The 15541-nt window shown below is 61.4% G+C and carries 12 protein-coding genes; 6 read left to right on the forward strand and 6 right to left on the reverse strand.

The annotated features are described in order from the left end of the window. The first annotated feature begins 50 nt into the window (after positions 1–50). The 3 genes from trhO (at position 51) to AEP_RS05065 (ending at position 4251) form a co-directional block, all read left to right on the forward strand. Positions 51–992 (forward strand): oxygen-dependent tRNA uridine(34) hydroxylase TrhO, encoded by a 942-nt coding sequence (trhO, locus tag AEP_RS05055; RefSeq protein WP_087494377.1) that lies wholly within the window; start codon positions 51–53, stop codon positions 990–992. A gap of 18 nt (positions 993–1010) precedes the next feature. Beyond that, complete coding sequence (locus AEP_RS05060) at positions 1011–1661, forward strand: glutathione S-transferase (RefSeq protein WP_087494378.1); 651 nt, start codon at positions 1011–1013, stop codon at positions 1659–1661. A 190-nt stretch (positions 1662–1851) separates the two neighbouring features. Continuing rightward, on the forward strand, positions 1852–4251 hold the full coding sequence (locus tag AEP_RS05065) for a DUF1631 family protein (RefSeq protein WP_157673053.1): 2400 nt from the start codon (positions 1852–1854) through the stop codon (positions 4249–4251). A gap of 97 nt (positions 4252–4348) precedes the next feature. On the opposite strand, the gene AEP_RS05070 is transcribed toward AEP_RS05065, so the two are convergent. The 6 genes from AEP_RS05070 to AEP_RS05095 all read right to left on the reverse strand — a co-directional run bounded on the left by AEP_RS05070 (position 4349) and on the right by AEP_RS05095 (position 11480). Next, positions 4349–5314, reverse strand: coding sequence for an NAD(P)H-dependent flavin oxidoreductase (locus AEP_RS05070; RefSeq protein ID WP_087494380.1), 966 nt, complete (start codon positions 5312–5314; stop codon positions 4349–4351). A gap of 114 nt (positions 5315–5428) precedes the next feature. After that, positions 5429–7219, reverse strand: a complete 1791-nt coding sequence (locus AEP_RS05075; protein WP_087494381.1) for an acyl-CoA dehydrogenase — start codon at positions 7217–7219, stop codon at positions 5429–5431. 99 nt (positions 7220–7318) lie between these two features. Beyond that, positions 7319–8251: an electron transfer flavoprotein subunit alpha/FixB family protein gene (locus AEP_RS05080; protein WP_087494382.1), complete on the reverse strand. Its 933-nt coding sequence runs from the start codon at positions 8249–8251 to the stop codon at positions 7319–7321. A 2-nt stretch (positions 8252–8253) separates the two neighbouring features. After that, positions 8254–9003 (reverse strand): electron transfer flavoprotein subunit beta/FixA family protein, encoded by a 750-nt coding sequence (locus AEP_RS05085; protein ID WP_087494383.1) that lies wholly within the window; start codon positions 9001–9003, stop codon positions 8254–8256. Positions 9004–9220: 217 nt separating this feature from the next. Then, positions 9221–10507, reverse strand: coding sequence for a mechanosensitive ion channel family protein (locus tag AEP_RS05090; protein ID WP_087494384.1), 1287 nt, complete (start codon positions 10505–10507; stop codon positions 9221–9223). A 19-nt stretch (positions 10508–10526) separates the two neighbouring features. Beyond that, entirely contained in the window at positions 10527–11480 is a 954-nt protein-coding gene (locus AEP_RS05095) for a histone deacetylase family protein (RefSeq protein ID WP_087494385.1), read from the reverse strand. 40 nt (positions 11481–11520) lie between these two features. Here AEP_RS05095 and AEP_RS05100 point away from each other — a divergent pair, with 40 nt between their 5' ends. From AEP_RS05100 to AEP_RS05110, 3 genes are read left to right on the forward strand one after another with little or no spacing between them, the layout of a single operon-like run. Then, a complete protein-coding gene (locus AEP_RS05100; protein ID WP_087494386.1) occupies positions 11521–12441 on the forward strand; it encodes an AAA family ATPase in 921 nt (306 codons plus the stop codon). Further along, positions 12438–13508, forward strand: coding sequence for a DUF58 domain-containing protein (locus tag AEP_RS05105; protein WP_232459988.1), 1071 nt, complete (start codon positions 12438–12440; stop codon positions 13506–13508). Before AEP_RS05100 ends, AEP_RS05105 begins: the two co-directional genes overlap by 4 nt. A 24-nt stretch (positions 13509–13532) precedes the next feature. After that, complete coding sequence (locus AEP_RS05110) at positions 13533–15539, forward strand: transglutaminase TgpA family protein (protein WP_087494388.1); 2007 nt, start codon at positions 13533–13535, stop codon at positions 15537–15539. Positions 15540–15541: the final 2 nt, after the last annotated feature.

The following is a 15541-nucleotide window of genomic DNA, read 5'->3' on the forward strand; positions in this document are numbered from 1 at the left end:
TCCGGCGGCTTTTGTTATGGTGAGATCGCCTCTGAAGGCACAATGACGATATGTCCCAACCTGTTTACCTGACCGCCGCTTTTTACAAGTTTGTTGACCTGCCGGACTACGCCGAGCGCAAGGCGCCCCTGCTGGCGTTTTGTGAAAGCCGCAAGGTCAAAGGCATGATTCTGCTGGCCCGTGAAGGCATCAACAGCACGATTGCAGGCATGCCGGACGATGTCTATGCCGTCTTGGCTTACCTGCGTGCGGACCCACTGCTGGCCGATCTTCAGCACAAAGAATCTTTCTCTGAAAAAGCCCCCTTCTACCGGATGAAAGTGCGCTTGAAAAAAGAGATTGTCACCATGCAGGTGCCCGGCATCAGCCCCACCAAAATGGCCGGCACCTATGTCAAGCCGGAAGACTGGAACGCCTTGATCTCCGACCCCGATGTCGTGGTCGTGGACACCCGCAACGACTACGAGGTGGAGATCGGCACCTTTACGGGCGCCATTGATCCCCGCATCAAGAGCTTTGCAGAATTGCCCGCGTGGGTCGAGCAATCCGAGCCGCTGGGGCGCTCCGGCAAGAAGCCCAAAGTGGCCATGTTTTGCACGGGCGGTATCCGCTGCGAAAAGTCCACCGCCTACATGCGCGAGCAAGGCTATGACGAGGTCTATCACCTCGAGGGTGGCATCCTCAAATACCTTGAAACCATTCCCCCGGAACAAAGCCTCTGGCAAGGCGAGTGCTTTGTTTTTGACGAGCGCGTCTCAGTAGGACATGGGCTGGTTCCGGGGCCGCATGGTCTGTGCCGTTCGTGCCGCTACCCTCTGGAGGCAGGTGCCACCGATTCCCCGCTGTATGAAGCCGGTGTCAGCTGCCCCCGCTGCCACGGGCACACCACCGACACGCAAAAGGCCAGCGCACGCGAACGCCAGCGCCAATGGGAACTGGCCAAGGCACGGCAACAGGTGCATATCGGCGCCGTCATGCCCCACGCGGACTGACGCTGCCGGCATGAAGCCATGACTGAGCCGGTTCTATATTCTTTCCGCCGCTGCCCCTACGCCATGCGCGCTCGCTTGGCCCTGTTGGCCAGCGGCACGCGCGTCCAGTTGCGGGAAGTGGTACTCAAGGACAAGCCTGCAGCCCTGCTGGCCGCGTCCCCTAAGGGCACCGTACCGGTCATGGTGTTGGCAGGGGGTGAAGTCATAGACCAGAGCCTGAACATCATGCTCAAAGTATTGCGTGACCATGACCCTTTGATGTGGCTGCCCACCACAGAGGACGCACTGGCGCGCAGCCTGAATCTCATCGCCCGTTGCGATGGGGAGTTCAAACCACACCTTGACCGCTACAAATACCCGCATCGTTTCAATCTGATTGACGGGCTTGAAAATCGTGCGCAAGGCGCTATATTTTTAATAGCAATCAATGAGGTACTTAGCGTGCAGGATTTCTTGCATGGACCGCATTGGGGCTTGGCAGATGCTGCCATTGCTCCCTTCGTGCGGCAATTCGCACACACCGATGCAGTTTGGTTTTCCGCGCAACCCTGGAACGGCCTGCAAGGCTGGTTGCAGGCCTTTGAGGCGTCTGAAACCTTTGCCCGCTGCATGCAAAAAATGCCTGCTTGGAGAGAAGGAGATGCGCTGACCTGGTTCCCCGCCAGCTGAGCTTTTCCGCAAAGCGGTAAGCAATTACAACTGGTTACCAGAAATCATGGTCCGGCAAGGCCGGAGGACCTCAAACCGCCTGCCGCCCCCTGCCCTACACGGCGGGTCCATGCGATCATTCCCACTCAGACAAAACCCAGATAAATGTGCGTGGGGGTCGGTTCCGTTACCCCCACGCCAACGTTGGTCCATGAGCGCCTTCCAGTCATTACATGCCGGCAACAGCACGCCCGAGACACGCGCCCGGGCGCAACGTCTGGTGCGCGCCATGGTCGGCAAGACGCTGGGTTATTTTGAAGAACGCGACGCGGAGCAAATCAAGCATCTGCGCGGACATCTGCTGGATCTGGCGGATGGCAAAGTGCCCATGATGCACGGGCAGAACTTGCGCGCTGCTTCCATGCTGCTGGACCGCCAATCCGATCGCTTCCTCAAGAACTACCGCCTTGAGTTGCAACGGTCCTTGCATGAAGACATAGCCCAGGTGTGGCCGGGCATGTCCCAGCTTTCCGCCCCCGTGCAGGCGCAAGGTCAAACTCTGGACGGCATGTCGCTCAGCCTCATTGATGTGGATGAAGTCCACCGCATCTTGTTGCTGGACCGGGTCGCCCAGCGCTTTAACAACCGGTTTGAACCCCTTTTGACCTCGCTGAGCACCAAGCTGGCTGCCTTGGTCGGGAATGAAACCGTGTCCCTGTCCGAGAACCCGTTCCGCCCCTTGGTACTGCTCAAGGGATTCATGCTGGGATGGGAGAAGAGCGAGTTGGATCCCCAAGTCACGGAACATCTGGTTGACGCGCTGGAGCCCGGTCACTTCATCGACCTCGAGCCGCTGTACGCCGACCTGAATTCCATGCTGACCCAGGCGGGTGTGCAAGCCACCACCGTGCACCGCATCCGCAAGGCGCCAAGTTCACCTTCCAATTTCGCCCCTTTGTCTGCGCCCGCACCCTTGGGAGCGGCCCATCAGGCAACTCCGACCGGAACACAAGAAAACGGCAGCCCAGTCGCAGCCGGACCATCGGCCGGGTCCGGAGCTGGGGCCGTTGCGCCTCCAAATTCCGGCAACCGCCCCGCTTGGGCCGCGTTGGCGCCCACAGGGCAACAGATCGTCCAGCAAGTACGCAACTTCCTGCAGCGCTTGGGTGTAGGCCGCGCCCCTGCGGCCGGCGCGGAAGGGTTTGAAATGTCCGGCGAGGACGGCGATGCACCGGGTCATGGTTCGAGCATCGCCATTCCGGCGGACCCCGCTTTGCTGCAATACCTGGGCGCCATGCAAGCAGGTGCAGGACGTGGCTCGCAGTTCCAGTTTTTGCAGGACGACCAGCCAGAAGGCGAACCGGCTCCGCACCGCAACGTGTTGCGCCAACTCCGGGCCCAACCCGCTTTTCAGGACGCCCAGGAGCTGGACCGCGGCACTGTGGATGCACTGGCCGAGGTGTTTGACTACGTGTTTGCGGATGGGGCTATTCCGGCAGAGCTCAAAGTCATCATCGGGCGCCTGCAGATTCCGGTGCTGCGCGCAGCCATGATGGACCGCGACTTCTTCTTGAGCACGGAACACCCGGCCCGCAAACTGGTGGACACCTTGGCGTCAGCCTCTGTCACTTGGACACCTGAAAAAGGCGAACACGATCCTCTCTACCTGCGGATTGAAAGCACCGTTCAGCGGGTGTTGCACGAGTTTGATGACGACTTGGCACTCTTTACCGTGCTGCTGGCGGAGTTCACCGAATTCCTGTTCGAGTGCGAACAGCAGGTGGATGTGCACATTGAGCCCGTCACCCAGAAAGAAAACAACCAGGAACAGCTCAACGCAGCACTGGCCCATGCGGACGAGATCGTGCATGCACGCATTACTGCCCTGCCGGCCCATTTGCCACTGGCGCCCTTTCTCAAGCCTTTCCTGGCCATGCAGTGGCGGCAGGTGATTGCTCTGGCCTGGATGACCGAAGACAGCCATGCAGGCCACTGGAACCACACACTGGACATCATGGACCAGCTGATCTGGAGCACGCAGCCCAAAACCACCAGCGAGGAGCGGCAGAAACTCGTCGCCCTGCTGCCTGAGCTGGTCCGTACCCTGAACACGGAGCTGGACAGCATCCACTGGGAAGGCGAAGACCGTGGCAACTTCACACGCCGCTTGATCGCCACCCACATGCTGGCCATCCGCATGAAGGCCGCTGCGCCCTTGGACACCCAAGGTGCGGCACTGGAAGAAAGTGCGGGCGAGGAAGCCATGCAGGCGCTGGATGAGCGGCGCGCCATCAAGCTGGCGGAGCAGGATCAGAGCCAGATGGATGAGTTCGACGCCAACGCGCAGTTGCTGACCCGTGGCGTGTGGTTTGAAAAGGTGTCTCCTGACACCCCGCCCTTCCGCTGCCGCCTGAGCTGGGTCAGCCCGATGCGAACCCGCTTTTTGTTCACCAACCGCGAAGGCTTCGACGCCTTCGTGCTGTCCGAGCGGGAGGTCGCGGCCATGCTGCGCCGCCAGGAGCTGCAGATGCTCGATCAGGCGCCTATCGTGGAACGCGCATTGAACCGACTCATGGCAGACAACGAACCCGAGCTGCGTCTGCAAGCCTGAGCGTCACGAGGCATTGCCAGGCCCGACGTTCCGCACTATCAAAAAAATAGCGCCTCGCGCATGTAGCGCGGGCGCCAATGGACTAAATGCTTAAAAATCAGGCGTAATTGCGCGCCAGCAGTTCGGCCTTGGCAGCGGCGTACTCCCGCTTGAGCTGGGCCACAAACTCGCCTGCAGGTTGAATTTTGTCGACGGCGCCAATGCCCTGCCCGCAGCCCCAGATGTCTTTCCACGCTTTGGCCGATGCGCCACCAAAGTTCATCTTGCTCGGGTCGCTCTCCGGCAGATTGGCAGGGTCCAGGCCCGCCGCGCGGATGCTGGGCGCCAGGTAGTTGCCGTGCACACCGGTGAAGAGGTTGCTATACACAATCTCATCCGAGTTGTTGTCCACGATGGCCTGCTTGTATTCCTGCGCAGCGCGGGCTTCTTCGGTCGCAATAAAGGCCGAGCCGATGTAAGCGAAGTCTGCCCCCATGGCTTGCGCCGCCAGCACCGAGGCACCCGTGGCAATGGAGCCGGACAAGGCCAATGGGCCATCGAACCACTGGCGGATTTCCTGCACCAGGGCAAACGGGCTCTTCACACCCGCATGACCACCCGCACCTGCGGCCACGGCGATCAGGCCGTCCGCGCCTTTTTCAATGGCTTTGTGCGCGTGCTTGTTGTTGATGATGTCATGCAACACCACACCGCCGTAGGAGTGAGCTGCGGCATTGATGTCTTCGCGCGCGCCCAGCGAGGTGATGATGATCGGCACCTTGTACTTCACGCACAGAGCCATGTCGTGCTCCAGACGGTCGTTGCTCTTGTGCACGATCTGGTTGATGGCAAAAGGCGCGGCGGGCCTGTCCGGATGGGCCGCGTTGTGGGCCGCCAACGCCTCGGTGAACTCTTTCAGCCAGTCCTCCAGCAACTCGGCCGGACGCGCATTGAGTGCCGGCATGGAGCCCACTACACCCGCAATGCATTGGGCAATCACCAGCTTCGGGTTGCTGATGATGAACAAGGGAGAGCCGATCACCGGAAATGGCAGCTTATCCAGCGGTGCAGGCAGTTTGGACATGGGGTCTCCTCGGGTACTATTTATGTGAGAAATTGACTGGTAGCGCCCGCTGCATATGCGCGGGCAGCTACCAAATCTATAGCATCAACTTTGCCGGCATCGCCGGCAAGCCCATCAGAAAGCGTCGAGCGGCAAGGCGGTGACGCTGTCGGCACCTTCCACAATGCTGTCGCGCAGGCCACCGGCCTTGCTCAACAAGTGATCGGCATAGAAGCGTGCGGTGGTGATCTTGGCCTGCATGAAGGCCACATCCTCACCAGCAGCAATCGCCTTTTCAGCCACCAGCAGCGAGCGGGCCAATTGCCAGCCGGCCATCAAGTTGCCTGCGAGCATCAGGTAAGGCACGCTACCGGCGAACACCGCGTTCGGACTGGCCTTGGTGTTACCAGCCACGAATTCGACCACGTCGATGAACGCCAAACGTGCTGCCTTCAGGCGCTTGGCAACCGCCAGCGCATGCGCGGAGCCGCTGGCCAGCAAATCGGCTTCGGTCGCTTCCACTTGGCAGGCTATACCCTTGGCAATCTGGCCACCGTCGCGGGAGGTCTTGCGCCCCACGAGGTCATTGGCCTGAATGGCTGTGGTGCCCTCATAAATGGTGAGGATCTTGGCGTCGCGGTAGTACTGGGCCGCGCCGGTTTCTTCGATGAAGCCCATGCCGCCGTGCACCTGCACACCCAGCGAAGTGACTTCCAGGCTCATTTCGGTGCTGTAGCCTTTGACCAGCGGCACCATGAACTCATAGAAGGCCTGGTTCTGCTTGCGGGCCTCAGTGTCGGTGTGGTGGTGCGCTGCGTCGTAGGCGCTGGCAGCCACGCTGGCCAACGCACGGCAGCCTTCGGTGTAAGCGCGCATGGTCATCAACATGCGGCGCACATCAGGGTGGTGAATGATGGGGGCGCTGCCGGGTGTAGATCCATCCACCGGGCGGCTTTGCACGCGGTCTTTGGAGAATTGCACCGCCTTCTGGTAAGCCCGCTCTGCAATCGCAATGCCCTGCACACCTACGCCATAGCGGGCCGCGTTCATCATGATGAACATGTACTCCAGCCCCCGGTTTTCCTGTCCCACGAGGTACCCGATGGCACCACCGTTGTCGCCGTACTGCAGCACTGCAGTCGGGCTGGCTTTGATGCCCATTTTGTGCTCGATGGAGACGCAGTGCACATCGTTGCGGGCGCCCAGAGTGCCATCTTTGTTCACCATGAATTTGGGCACCACAAACAGGCTGATACCTTTGACGCCTTCGGGTGCGCCGCTGACACGGGCCAACACCAGGTGGACGATGTTCTCGGCCATATCGTGCTCACCCCATGTGATGAAGATTTTGGTACCGAAGACTTTGTAAGTGCCGTCCGGCTGGGGCTCAGCACGGCTGCGCACCAGGGCCAGATCGGAACCCGCTTGGGGCTCGGTCAGGTTCATGGTGCCTGTCCATTTGCCGCTCACTAGGTTTTCGAGGTAGGTGGCTTTGAGTTCATCAGACCCGGCTGTCAGCAAAGCTTCGATGGCGCCGTCCGACAACAGAGGGCACAAGGCAAAGCTCATGTTGGCGCTATTGACCATTTCGCCGCAAGCGGCACCAATCGTTTTGGGCAGGCCTTGGCCGCCGAAGTCGGTAGGGTGCTGCAGGCCTTGCCAGCCACCGTCGGTGAATTGCTTGAACGCATCCTTGAAACCCGGAGTGGCGGTGACGACGCCGTCTTTCAGGCTGGAGGGGTTTTTGTCCCCTTCCCAATTCAGGGGCGCCAGAACGCCTTCGGTGAACTTGGCGGACTCTTCCAGCACGGCCTGGGCGGTGTCGAGGCCGGCATCTTCAAAGCCGGGCAGTTGGGCGATCTGTTCGATGTTGGCCAGGTGCTGAATGTTGAACAGCATGTCCTTGACGGGTGCGACGTAACTCATGGTGAGTCTCCAGTTATTGTTGGGGTTACAGACAGGGTAGGTAACGGGCAGGACCAAAAAAAAGGGCACCGCGTGCGATGCCCCTTTTTCGGACCGGCATCAGAGTGCCGCAATCAGTTCCGGCACAGCAGTGAAGAGGTCGGCTTCCAGACCGAAATCCGCCACGCTGAAAATGGGGGCTTCAGGGTCCTTGTTGATGGCGACGATGACCTTGGAATCCTTCATGCCGGCCAAGTGCTGGATGGCACCGCTGATACCGCAAGCCACATACAGCTGGGGTGCCACGATCTTGCCAGTCTGGCCCACTTGCCAGTCGTTGGGCGCGTAACCCGCGTCCACTGCGGCGCGGGATGCACCCAAGGCAGCCCCCAGCTTGTCAGCCAGGGGCGTCATGACCTCAGTGAACTTTTCAGAAGAGCCCAGCGCACGACCACCGGAAACGATGATCTTGGCAGCTGTCAGCTCAGGGCGGTCGTTCTTAGCAATTTCGGAACCCACAAAAGTCACGGCTGCGCTAGTGGCTGCAGCTGTCACGGTCTCTACCGCTGCACTGCCACCCGTAGCCGCTGCAGGATCGAAACCGGTGGTGCGCACGGTCAACACTTTCACGGCGTCAGTGGCTTGCACAGTGGCGATAGCGTTGCCGGCATAAATGGGGCGCTCGAAGGTGTCGGCGCTCACCACTTTGGTGATGTCAGACACTTGGCCCACATCCAGCTTGGCCGCCACACGGGGAGCGATGTTCTTGCCGGAGGCAGTAGCCGGGAAAACGATGTGGCTGTAGGCAGCGGCGATGGCCAACACCTGGGCTGCCACGTTTTCAGCCAAACCATGCTCGAAAGCAGCGCTGTCGGCATGGATCACTTTGGTCACACCGGCGATTTGCGCAGCAGCGGCAGCAGCGGCACCCGCATTGCTGCCGGCAACCAGCACGTGCACATCACCGCCCGCTTGGGCGGCAGCAGTCACGGTGTTCAGGGTGGCACCCTTGACGGATGCGTTGTCGTGTTCGGCGATAACAAGAGCGGTCATGATCAGATTACCTTTGCAACATTCTTCAGTTTGTCCACCAGGGTCGCCACATCGGGCACCTTGATACCGGCGCTGCGCTTGGCAGGTTCAGCCACGCTCAGGGTCTTGATGCGGGGAGCCACATTCACGCCGAGGTCTTCAGGCTTGAAGGTGTCGAGTTGCTTCTTCTTGGCCTTCATGATGTTGGGCAAGGTCACGTAGCGGGGCTCGTTCAGACGCAAGTCGGTGGTGATGATGGCCGGCAGGGTTACCGCCAGAGTTTCCAGGCCGCCGTCCACTTCACGGGTCACGTGGGCCTTGCCGTCCACTACTTCAACCTTGGAGGCAAACGTGGCCTGGGGCAGATCAGCCAGGGCAGCCAACATCTGCCCGGTCTGGTTGCAATCGTCGTCAATGGCTTGCTTGCCCAGAATCACGAGGCCGGGCTGCTCTTTGTCGACCAGCGCCTTGAGCAACTTGGCCACGGCCAAGGGTTGCAACTCTTCAGTCGTTTCCACCAGAATGCCGCGGTCGGCACCAATGGCCATGGCAGTACGCAGGGTTTCCTGGCATTGGGCCACGCCGCAGGACACGGCGATCACTTCAGTGACCACGCCCTTTTCCTTGAGGCGCACGGCTTCTTCCACGGCGATCTCGTCAAAGGGGTTCATGCTCATCTTGACGTTGGCGATGTCTACACCCGTGTTGTCCGACTTGACGCGAACCTTCACGTTGTAGTCCACCACACGTTTGACGGGTACCAGGACTTTCATTGCTGCGACTCCAGATAGTTAGAAATTTGGTCGTTTTAGTTGACGTGCACGTCAATCATCAGATTCTATGCCGGACTGCCTGCTCCCTGCGAAATGAGGGAACCGGCAAGCCGAAATAGATAAAATAGAACGATCGTGCTTTTTTGCGATTATAGCGGGGCCCGCCGGTCTGTGCAGACTTGTCCCGCTAACTTTTAGGGCGGGGACTCAGAAACCGTCAATGCACCTTGGTATGCACGACCCGTTGGGGATAGGGAATGTCAATGCCGTGCTCGCGCAGGGTCTTGAGAATGGCGAGGTTGATTTCTGAACGCAGATTGCCTTGCCCGTTTTCCAGATCGTCAATCCAGTAAGCCACAGAAAACTCCAGCCCATCTGCCCCGAAGTTGGCCAATTGCACCGCCGGCGCCGGCTCCCGCAAAACGCGCGGCTGACTCAGTGCCGCCTCCAGCAGCAAGACCATAACCTGCTCCACTTGGCTGTCATAACCCACGGTCACCGACACACTCTGGTTCACCTTGGGGTCAGCCAATGAGAGGTTTTCCACACGCTGGGTAATCAGCATTTCATTCGGCACGATGGACTCGCGCCCGGTCTGGCTGCGCACCACGGTGTAGCGGGCGTTGATCTGGGTGATCTGCCCCTCAAACCCGTCGACCCGCACCACATCACCAATGCGCATGCTGCGCTCCGTCAGAATCACAAAGCCCGATACATAGTTGGCCGCCAGCTTCTGCAAGCCCAGACCGATACCCACGCCCACTGCCCCGCCCAGCACCGAGAGAGCAGTGAGATCAATGCCCACGGCTGAGAGCGCCATCATCAAACCCACGAACATCAGCACCGCGCGAACGGCATTGCTGGCCGCCTTGCGCAGCGAGAGTTCGCCGCCGGTGGCTGAGCGCAGCAAGCGGGATTCAATGCCGGCCGATATCCACAGCGTGATGATGAGCACCGCGCCCGCAGTCACCATGCCTTCGAGAATGTTGCGCACCGACAGCGTGGTTCCACCCACCTTCCAGGTGATCAGGTCCAGCTCATTGAGAATGACAGGCAACAAGCCGCTCACCCACAGCACCATGGCCATCCAGGCGACCCATGAAATAGTCTGTTCCAAAGGCTTGATCCAGCGCGACTCCGCAAACGTCGCCTGCAAGACCTTGACGCCCACCCGGATCACTACCAGCGAGATCAACACCGGTATCACGACCCGGAATACCGCGATGTTTACAAAGTGGCTCAGCAGCTCCAGCGCCACATAGCCCAAGCACAAAAGTACCAAGGGGAACAAAACCCCGTCGATCACCCGCCGGCCGAACCAGATCGATTTTTCTTCCTGCTGCCCCAGCGCTTTGCGCAAGGCAGCCACCAGCCCCCAGGCGGCAAGCACGCTCACGCCCAATGCCGCCAACTCCAGCAAAACTGTCGCTTGGGTAAATGCATCCAGCCAGCCGGCAAAGTCGTCTATCGGCTGGGGTGCGGGAATGTGTTTCAAAGAAGCCATCGGTTTCACAAAATATCAATTACAAATCTGCCAGCACACGCACATGGGCTTCCACGCTGCGCGCCAAGGCGTCGAGGTTATACCCGCCCTCCAGGCAAGAAACGATGCGTCCCTGCGCATGCCGGTCCGCCACCGCCTTGATCTGCCGCGTCATCCACGCGTAGTCGTCTTCCAACAAGCCCATCTGGCCTAGGTCGTCGTCTCGATGAGCATCAAAGCCGGCGCTGACAAAAATCATCTCCGGGCGATACGCCTCCAAGCGCGGCAGCCACTGTTCCTTCACCAGATCCCGAATGGCATCGCCCCGGGTATAGGCCGGCACGGGCACATTCAACAGATTGCTGGCATGCGACTGGGCGCCCCCATAGGGGTAAAACGGATGTTGGAAAAAACCCAGCATCAATATGCGCTGGTCGCCGGCGACGATGTTTTCTGTGCCATTGCCGTGGTGCACATCAAAGTCCACGATGGCCACACGCTGCAAGCCGTGACGCTCCAGCGCGTAACGCGCAGCCACTGCCACATTGTTGAAAATGCAAAAGCCCATACCTTCGCTTTTGCAGGCGTGGTGCCCGGGCGGGCGCACCGAGCAAAACGCATTCTCCAATTCCCCCGCTATGACAGCGTCGGTGGCGGCCAATGCGGCACCTGTCGCACGCAAAGCCGCATCCCATGTGTGGATATTCATGGAGGTATCGGGATCCACCTGGGCATGGGTCGGACCACCCGCCGCAACATCGTCCCGCAGGGCGTCGGTGAGTCCACGGACTGAGGCCACGTACATGCGGCTGTGGGCCAACTCCAAATCTGCCAGCGGCGCCAGTGGCGGCTCCCGGCGATCCAGCGCATCCATTACGCCGGCGGCAAGCAGCCTGTCGTCGATCGCACTCAAGCGTTCGGGGCATTCCGGATGGCCGCGGCCCATCTCGTGCAAGTGGCAATCGCGGTGCGTAAAGTATCCGGTCTTCTTCACCTGTGTCTCGGCTTTTTTGATTTTCGGGTAAGGTCTCTTTATGGACATCCAAGACAAACTCAGATCCCTGCTCAACCAGCTTAACACGGTGATTGTGGGTAAACCCGATCAGATCCGCGACTGCGTGGCCTGCCTCTTGGCCGGTGGTCACCTGCTGATTGACGACGTACCCGGCGTGGGCAAAACCACCTTGGCCCACGCGCTGTCGCGCACCTTCGGCTTGCAGTTTTCGCGGGTGCAGTTCACCTCCGACCTGATGCCCAGCGATCTGACCGGCGTGTCGGTGTACGAGCGCGGCAAAGAAGCTTTTGTATTCCACCCCGGCCCCTTGTTTGCCCAGGTGCTACTGGCCGATGAAATCAACCGCGCCAGCCCCAAGACCCAGAGCGCCCTGCTCGAAGCCATGGAAGAAAAGCAGGTCACCGTAGAAGGTGAAACCCGCGCCCTGCCCCGCCCTTTCTTCGTCATCGCCACCCAGAACCCCTTGGACCAGCTCGGCACCTACGCGCTGCCCGAATCCCAGCTGGACCGCTTTCTGATGCGCATCTCCCTGGGCTACCCGGACCGTGCGGCTGAGCGCGCCTTGCTCGCAGGCGTTGACCGCCGCGCCATGGTCGACCACCTGCCCAGCCTGTTGCAAGGAGATGAGCTGGATCGCCTGCAGCAGGCGGTGCAAGCCGTGCATGCAGCCGACCCGCTGCTGGACTATGTGCAAGACCTGATCACCGCGACCCGAAGCGGCCGCTGGTTCCTGCAAGGCCTGTCGCCCCGCGCCGGTATTGCGTTGCTGCGAGCCGCCAAAGCCCAGGCCCTGATCAGCGGCCGTGACTACGTGGCACCCGACGATGTGCAGGCCGTGCTGCCGCAAACCATTGCGCACCGGCTGATTCCGGTAGGTGACGCGGGGCGCGGTGCCGAAGAGCAGGTGCGCGCGATGTTGCAATCGGTTCCGCTGCCCTGATGGCCCCCCCACTAAGCGCCCTTGGCGCCTCCCCCCCAGGGGGGCGCACCCGGTGGACCGGTGGAGCCGGATCCACGGGTGCTCTGACTTGGAATCCGTTCACCCTTGTGCGGTGGCGCTTTCAAGCCTGGTGGCAAGCGCGCTTGCCACTCAAGGACAGCACCACCCTCACCCAGCGCAATGTGTACATCCTGCCCACGCGGCCGGGTTTTATGCTGGGGCTCACGCTGCTGGTGCTGCTGGTGGCCAGCATCAACTACCAGCTCAATCTGGGTTATCTGCTGACCTTCATGCTGACCGGGGCTGCCATCATTGGCGTACATGTGTGCCACGGGACGCTCAGTGGCCTCACTATGCATTTGATAGCGCCTGACGCACATTTCGCGGGCGCCAGCGTGCCATTGGGCATACAACTCAACAACCCGTCCAAACGCAACCGTTACGGCATCGGCCTGGCTGTTCTGGGCAGCGGACACTGGAGCTGGACCGACGTGGGCCCGCAAGGCAGCGCCAAGGTGCAGATCAGCTTTCCCGCCACGGTGCGTGGGCTGCAGCCCCTGCCGGCCCTGACCGCAGAAACCCGCTTTCCGCTAGGGACCTTCCGGGTCTGGACCGTGTGGCGCCCGGCCTCCAAGGTGCTGGTATACCCCGCGCCGGAATTGAATCCACCCCCCTTACCACCGGGTGAGCCGCGCAGCGGCGGCACCCAAACCGCCCAGCGCCACACCACCGGCGAGTTCGATGGTGTACGTGCCTACCGCCGGGGCGACCCGCTCAAACTCGTGGTCTGGAAGAAGGCCGCCAAGAGCGACGAACTGGTCAGCCGCGATGCCCAACAAGCCCAGCGACTGGAGCTGTGGCTGGACTTGGGCGCTGTGGAAAACCAGCTCCGCAGCCGCGCTGCCAGTGGCGTGCGAGAGCTGGCCCTCTCTCGCCTGTGTGCCTGGGTGCTGCAAGCCGAAACCCGTGGCCTGCGCTACGGTTTGCGTTTGGGCTGGCACGAGTTGGCGCCCGATAGCGGACCGGCCCACCAAAAGAACTGCTTGCAAGCCCTGGCGCTGGCCTGAGCCCACCGAACCCCGACCGCCGCCATGCTGCAACGCCTTCAAACCCTGCCCCGTGAGGCCCGCGACACCCTGTTTTTGCTGGGGGTGATTGCCTGGGTCATCCTGCCGCAGCTGGACCGCCTGCCCTGGTGGTGCAGCGCGATGGCAGGCGCAGTGCTGCTGTGGCGCGGCGTGCTGGCCTGGGGCAGCCGCCCCCTGCCTTCGCGCTGGTGGCTGTTGGCCTTGCTGGCGCTGGCCACGGCCGGCACCTGGTTCAGCTACCGCACCCTGCTCGGGCGGGATGCCGGGGTCACCTTCATCGTGGTGCTGCTGGCACTCAAAACCCTGGAGATGCGGGCAAGGCGCGATGCCTTCGTCATCTTCTTTCTGGGCTTTTTCACCATGCTCAGCAACTTCTTTTTCTCGCAAAGCCTGCTGACTGCGGGGGCCATGGTGATCGCCCTGCTGGGCCTGCTGACGGCGCTGGTCAACAGCCACATGCCGGTCGGCCGCCCGCCCCTGATGCAGGCCGCACGCATGGCGGGGTGGATGGCGCTGGCCGGCGCCCCCATCATGGCGGCACTGTTCATGCTGTTCCCCCGCATCGCTCCGCTGTGGGGCTTGCCGGGCGACGCGATGAGCGGGCGCAGCGGCCTCTCCGGCCAAATGCAGGTAGGCACGATTGCCAGCCTCGCACTGGACGACAGCATTGCCATGCGTATCAAGTTTGACGGCCCGCCGCCGCCCCAGGATCAGATGTATTTCCGCGGCCCGGTGTTCTCCACCTTTGACGGACGCGAATGGAAACCGCTGCGCTCGGCTTTCCCCTCCCGCGTCCAGCTGCAGCCCGAACTCGCGGTGCGCGGCAACCCCGTGAGCTACCAAGTCACCCTGGCGGCTAACAACCGCCCGTGGCTCATGGTGTTGGACGCCACACCACAGGCACCCGAGATCGTGGGCTACAGCGTGAGCATGGGGCCCGACCTGCAATGGCAAGCCGACCAGCCGATTGCTGATCTTGTGCGCTACCGCGCTACCAGCTACCCTGACTTCCGGCATGGCCCCAACCGCTTGGCCGTGGGCCTGCAGGACTACCTAGACCTCCCTCCGGGCTTCAACCCCCGTACCCTGCAACTGGCCGCCAACCTGCGCAGCCAGCCAGCGTTGGCCAATGCCGACGCCCAAACGCTGGTGGATGCCTTGCTGCGCAAACTCCGCAGAGACGGCTACGAATACACCCTGGAGCCCGGCGTCTATGGCACCCATACGGCCGACGAGTTCTGGTTCGACCGCAAGGCCGGTTTTTGCGAACACATTGCGTCGAGCTTTGTCATCCTGATGCGCGCTTTGGATATACCCGCCCGTGTCGTCACCGGTTACCAGGGTGGGCAGGTCAACACTGTGGATGGTTTCTGGACCGTACGGCAAAGCGATGCCCACGCGTGGGCTGAAGTCTGGATGGCCGGCCGCGGCTGGGTGCGGGTGGACCCGACATCGGCCGTCTCGCCGGGCCGGGTGGGTATAGGCACCTACACCCGCTTGCAACCCCAACCCAATGTGTTTACCCAAGCCCTCAACACCGTGAGCCCAGGCTTCTCGGTGAACCTGCGCGCGATCTGGGAAGCCACCAACAACCGTTGGAACCAGTGGGTGCTGAACTACAGCCAGGCCAAGCAAATGGATTTGCTGCGCAACATGGGCTTCAGCGCGCCGGACTGGCAGGACCTGAGCACTGTGCTGATCGGCCTGATCGTCACTGCCAGCCTGGCGGGCGCTGGCTGGAACTGGTGGGAGCGGCAACGCCAGGACCCCTGGCTGCGTTTGCTACAAGGTGCGAGGCAGCGCCTGCGTGCACTGGGCCTGCCGGTGCCGGAGGATGGGACGCCACGTGCACTGGCGAACTTGCTTCAGGGTGACGCGCGGGCCACGCCCGAGGCTATCGCTTGGCTCATGCGCTTGGAAGCGTGGCGCTATGCCAAACAGAAGGGCAACGCCGCGGATTTGCGCAACTTGCGCCGCGAACTGAACACCCTGCGCTGGTTCCAGGCCTGAGG

This window comes from Curvibacter sp. AEP1-3 (assembly GCF_002163715.1).
GTDB lineage: Bacteria > Pseudomonadota > Gammaproteobacteria > Burkholderiales > Burkholderiaceae_C > Allorhodoferax.

What these genes read in the sequence shown, in the direction of transcription:
- AEP_RS05070 (WP_087494380.1), bottom strand. Translation starts at nt 5,314, where the DNA reads ATGTCCAAACTGCCTGCACCGCTGGATAAGCTGCCATTTCCGGTGATC.
- AEP_RS05075 (WP_087494381.1), bottom strand. Translation starts at nt 7,219, where the DNA reads ATGAGTTACGTCGCACCCGTCAAGGACATGCTGTTCAACATTCAGCAC.
- trhO (WP_087494377.1), top strand. Translation starts at nt 51, where the DNA reads ATGTCCCAACCTGTTTACCTGACCGCCGCTTTTTACAAGTTTGTTGAC.
- AEP_RS05085 (WP_087494383.1), bottom strand. Translation starts at nt 9,003, where the DNA reads ATGAAAGTCCTGGTACCCGTCAAACGTGTGGTGGACTACAACGTGAAG.
- AEP_RS05065 (WP_157673053.1), top strand. Translation starts at nt 1,852, where the DNA reads ATGAGCGCCTTCCAGTCATTACATGCCGGCAACAGCACGCCCGAGACA.
- AEP_RS05100 (WP_087494386.1), top strand. Translation starts at nt 11,521, where the DNA reads ATGGACATCCAAGACAAACTCAGATCCCTGCTCAACCAGCTTAACACG.
- AEP_RS05080 (WP_087494382.1), bottom strand. Translation starts at nt 8,251, where the DNA reads ATGACCGCTCTTGTTATCGCCGAACACGACAACGCATCCGTCAAGGGT.
- AEP_RS05060 (WP_087494378.1), top strand. Translation starts at nt 1,011, where the DNA reads ATGACTGAGCCGGTTCTATATTCTTTCCGCCGCTGCCCCTACGCCATG.
- AEP_RS05090 (WP_087494384.1), bottom strand. Translation starts at nt 10,507, where the DNA reads ATGGCTTCTTTGAAACACATTCCCGCACCCCAGCCGATAGACGACTTT.
- AEP_RS05110 (WP_087494388.1), top strand. Translation starts at nt 13,533, where the DNA reads ATGCTGCAACGCCTTCAAACCCTGCCCCGTGAGGCCCGCGACACCCTG.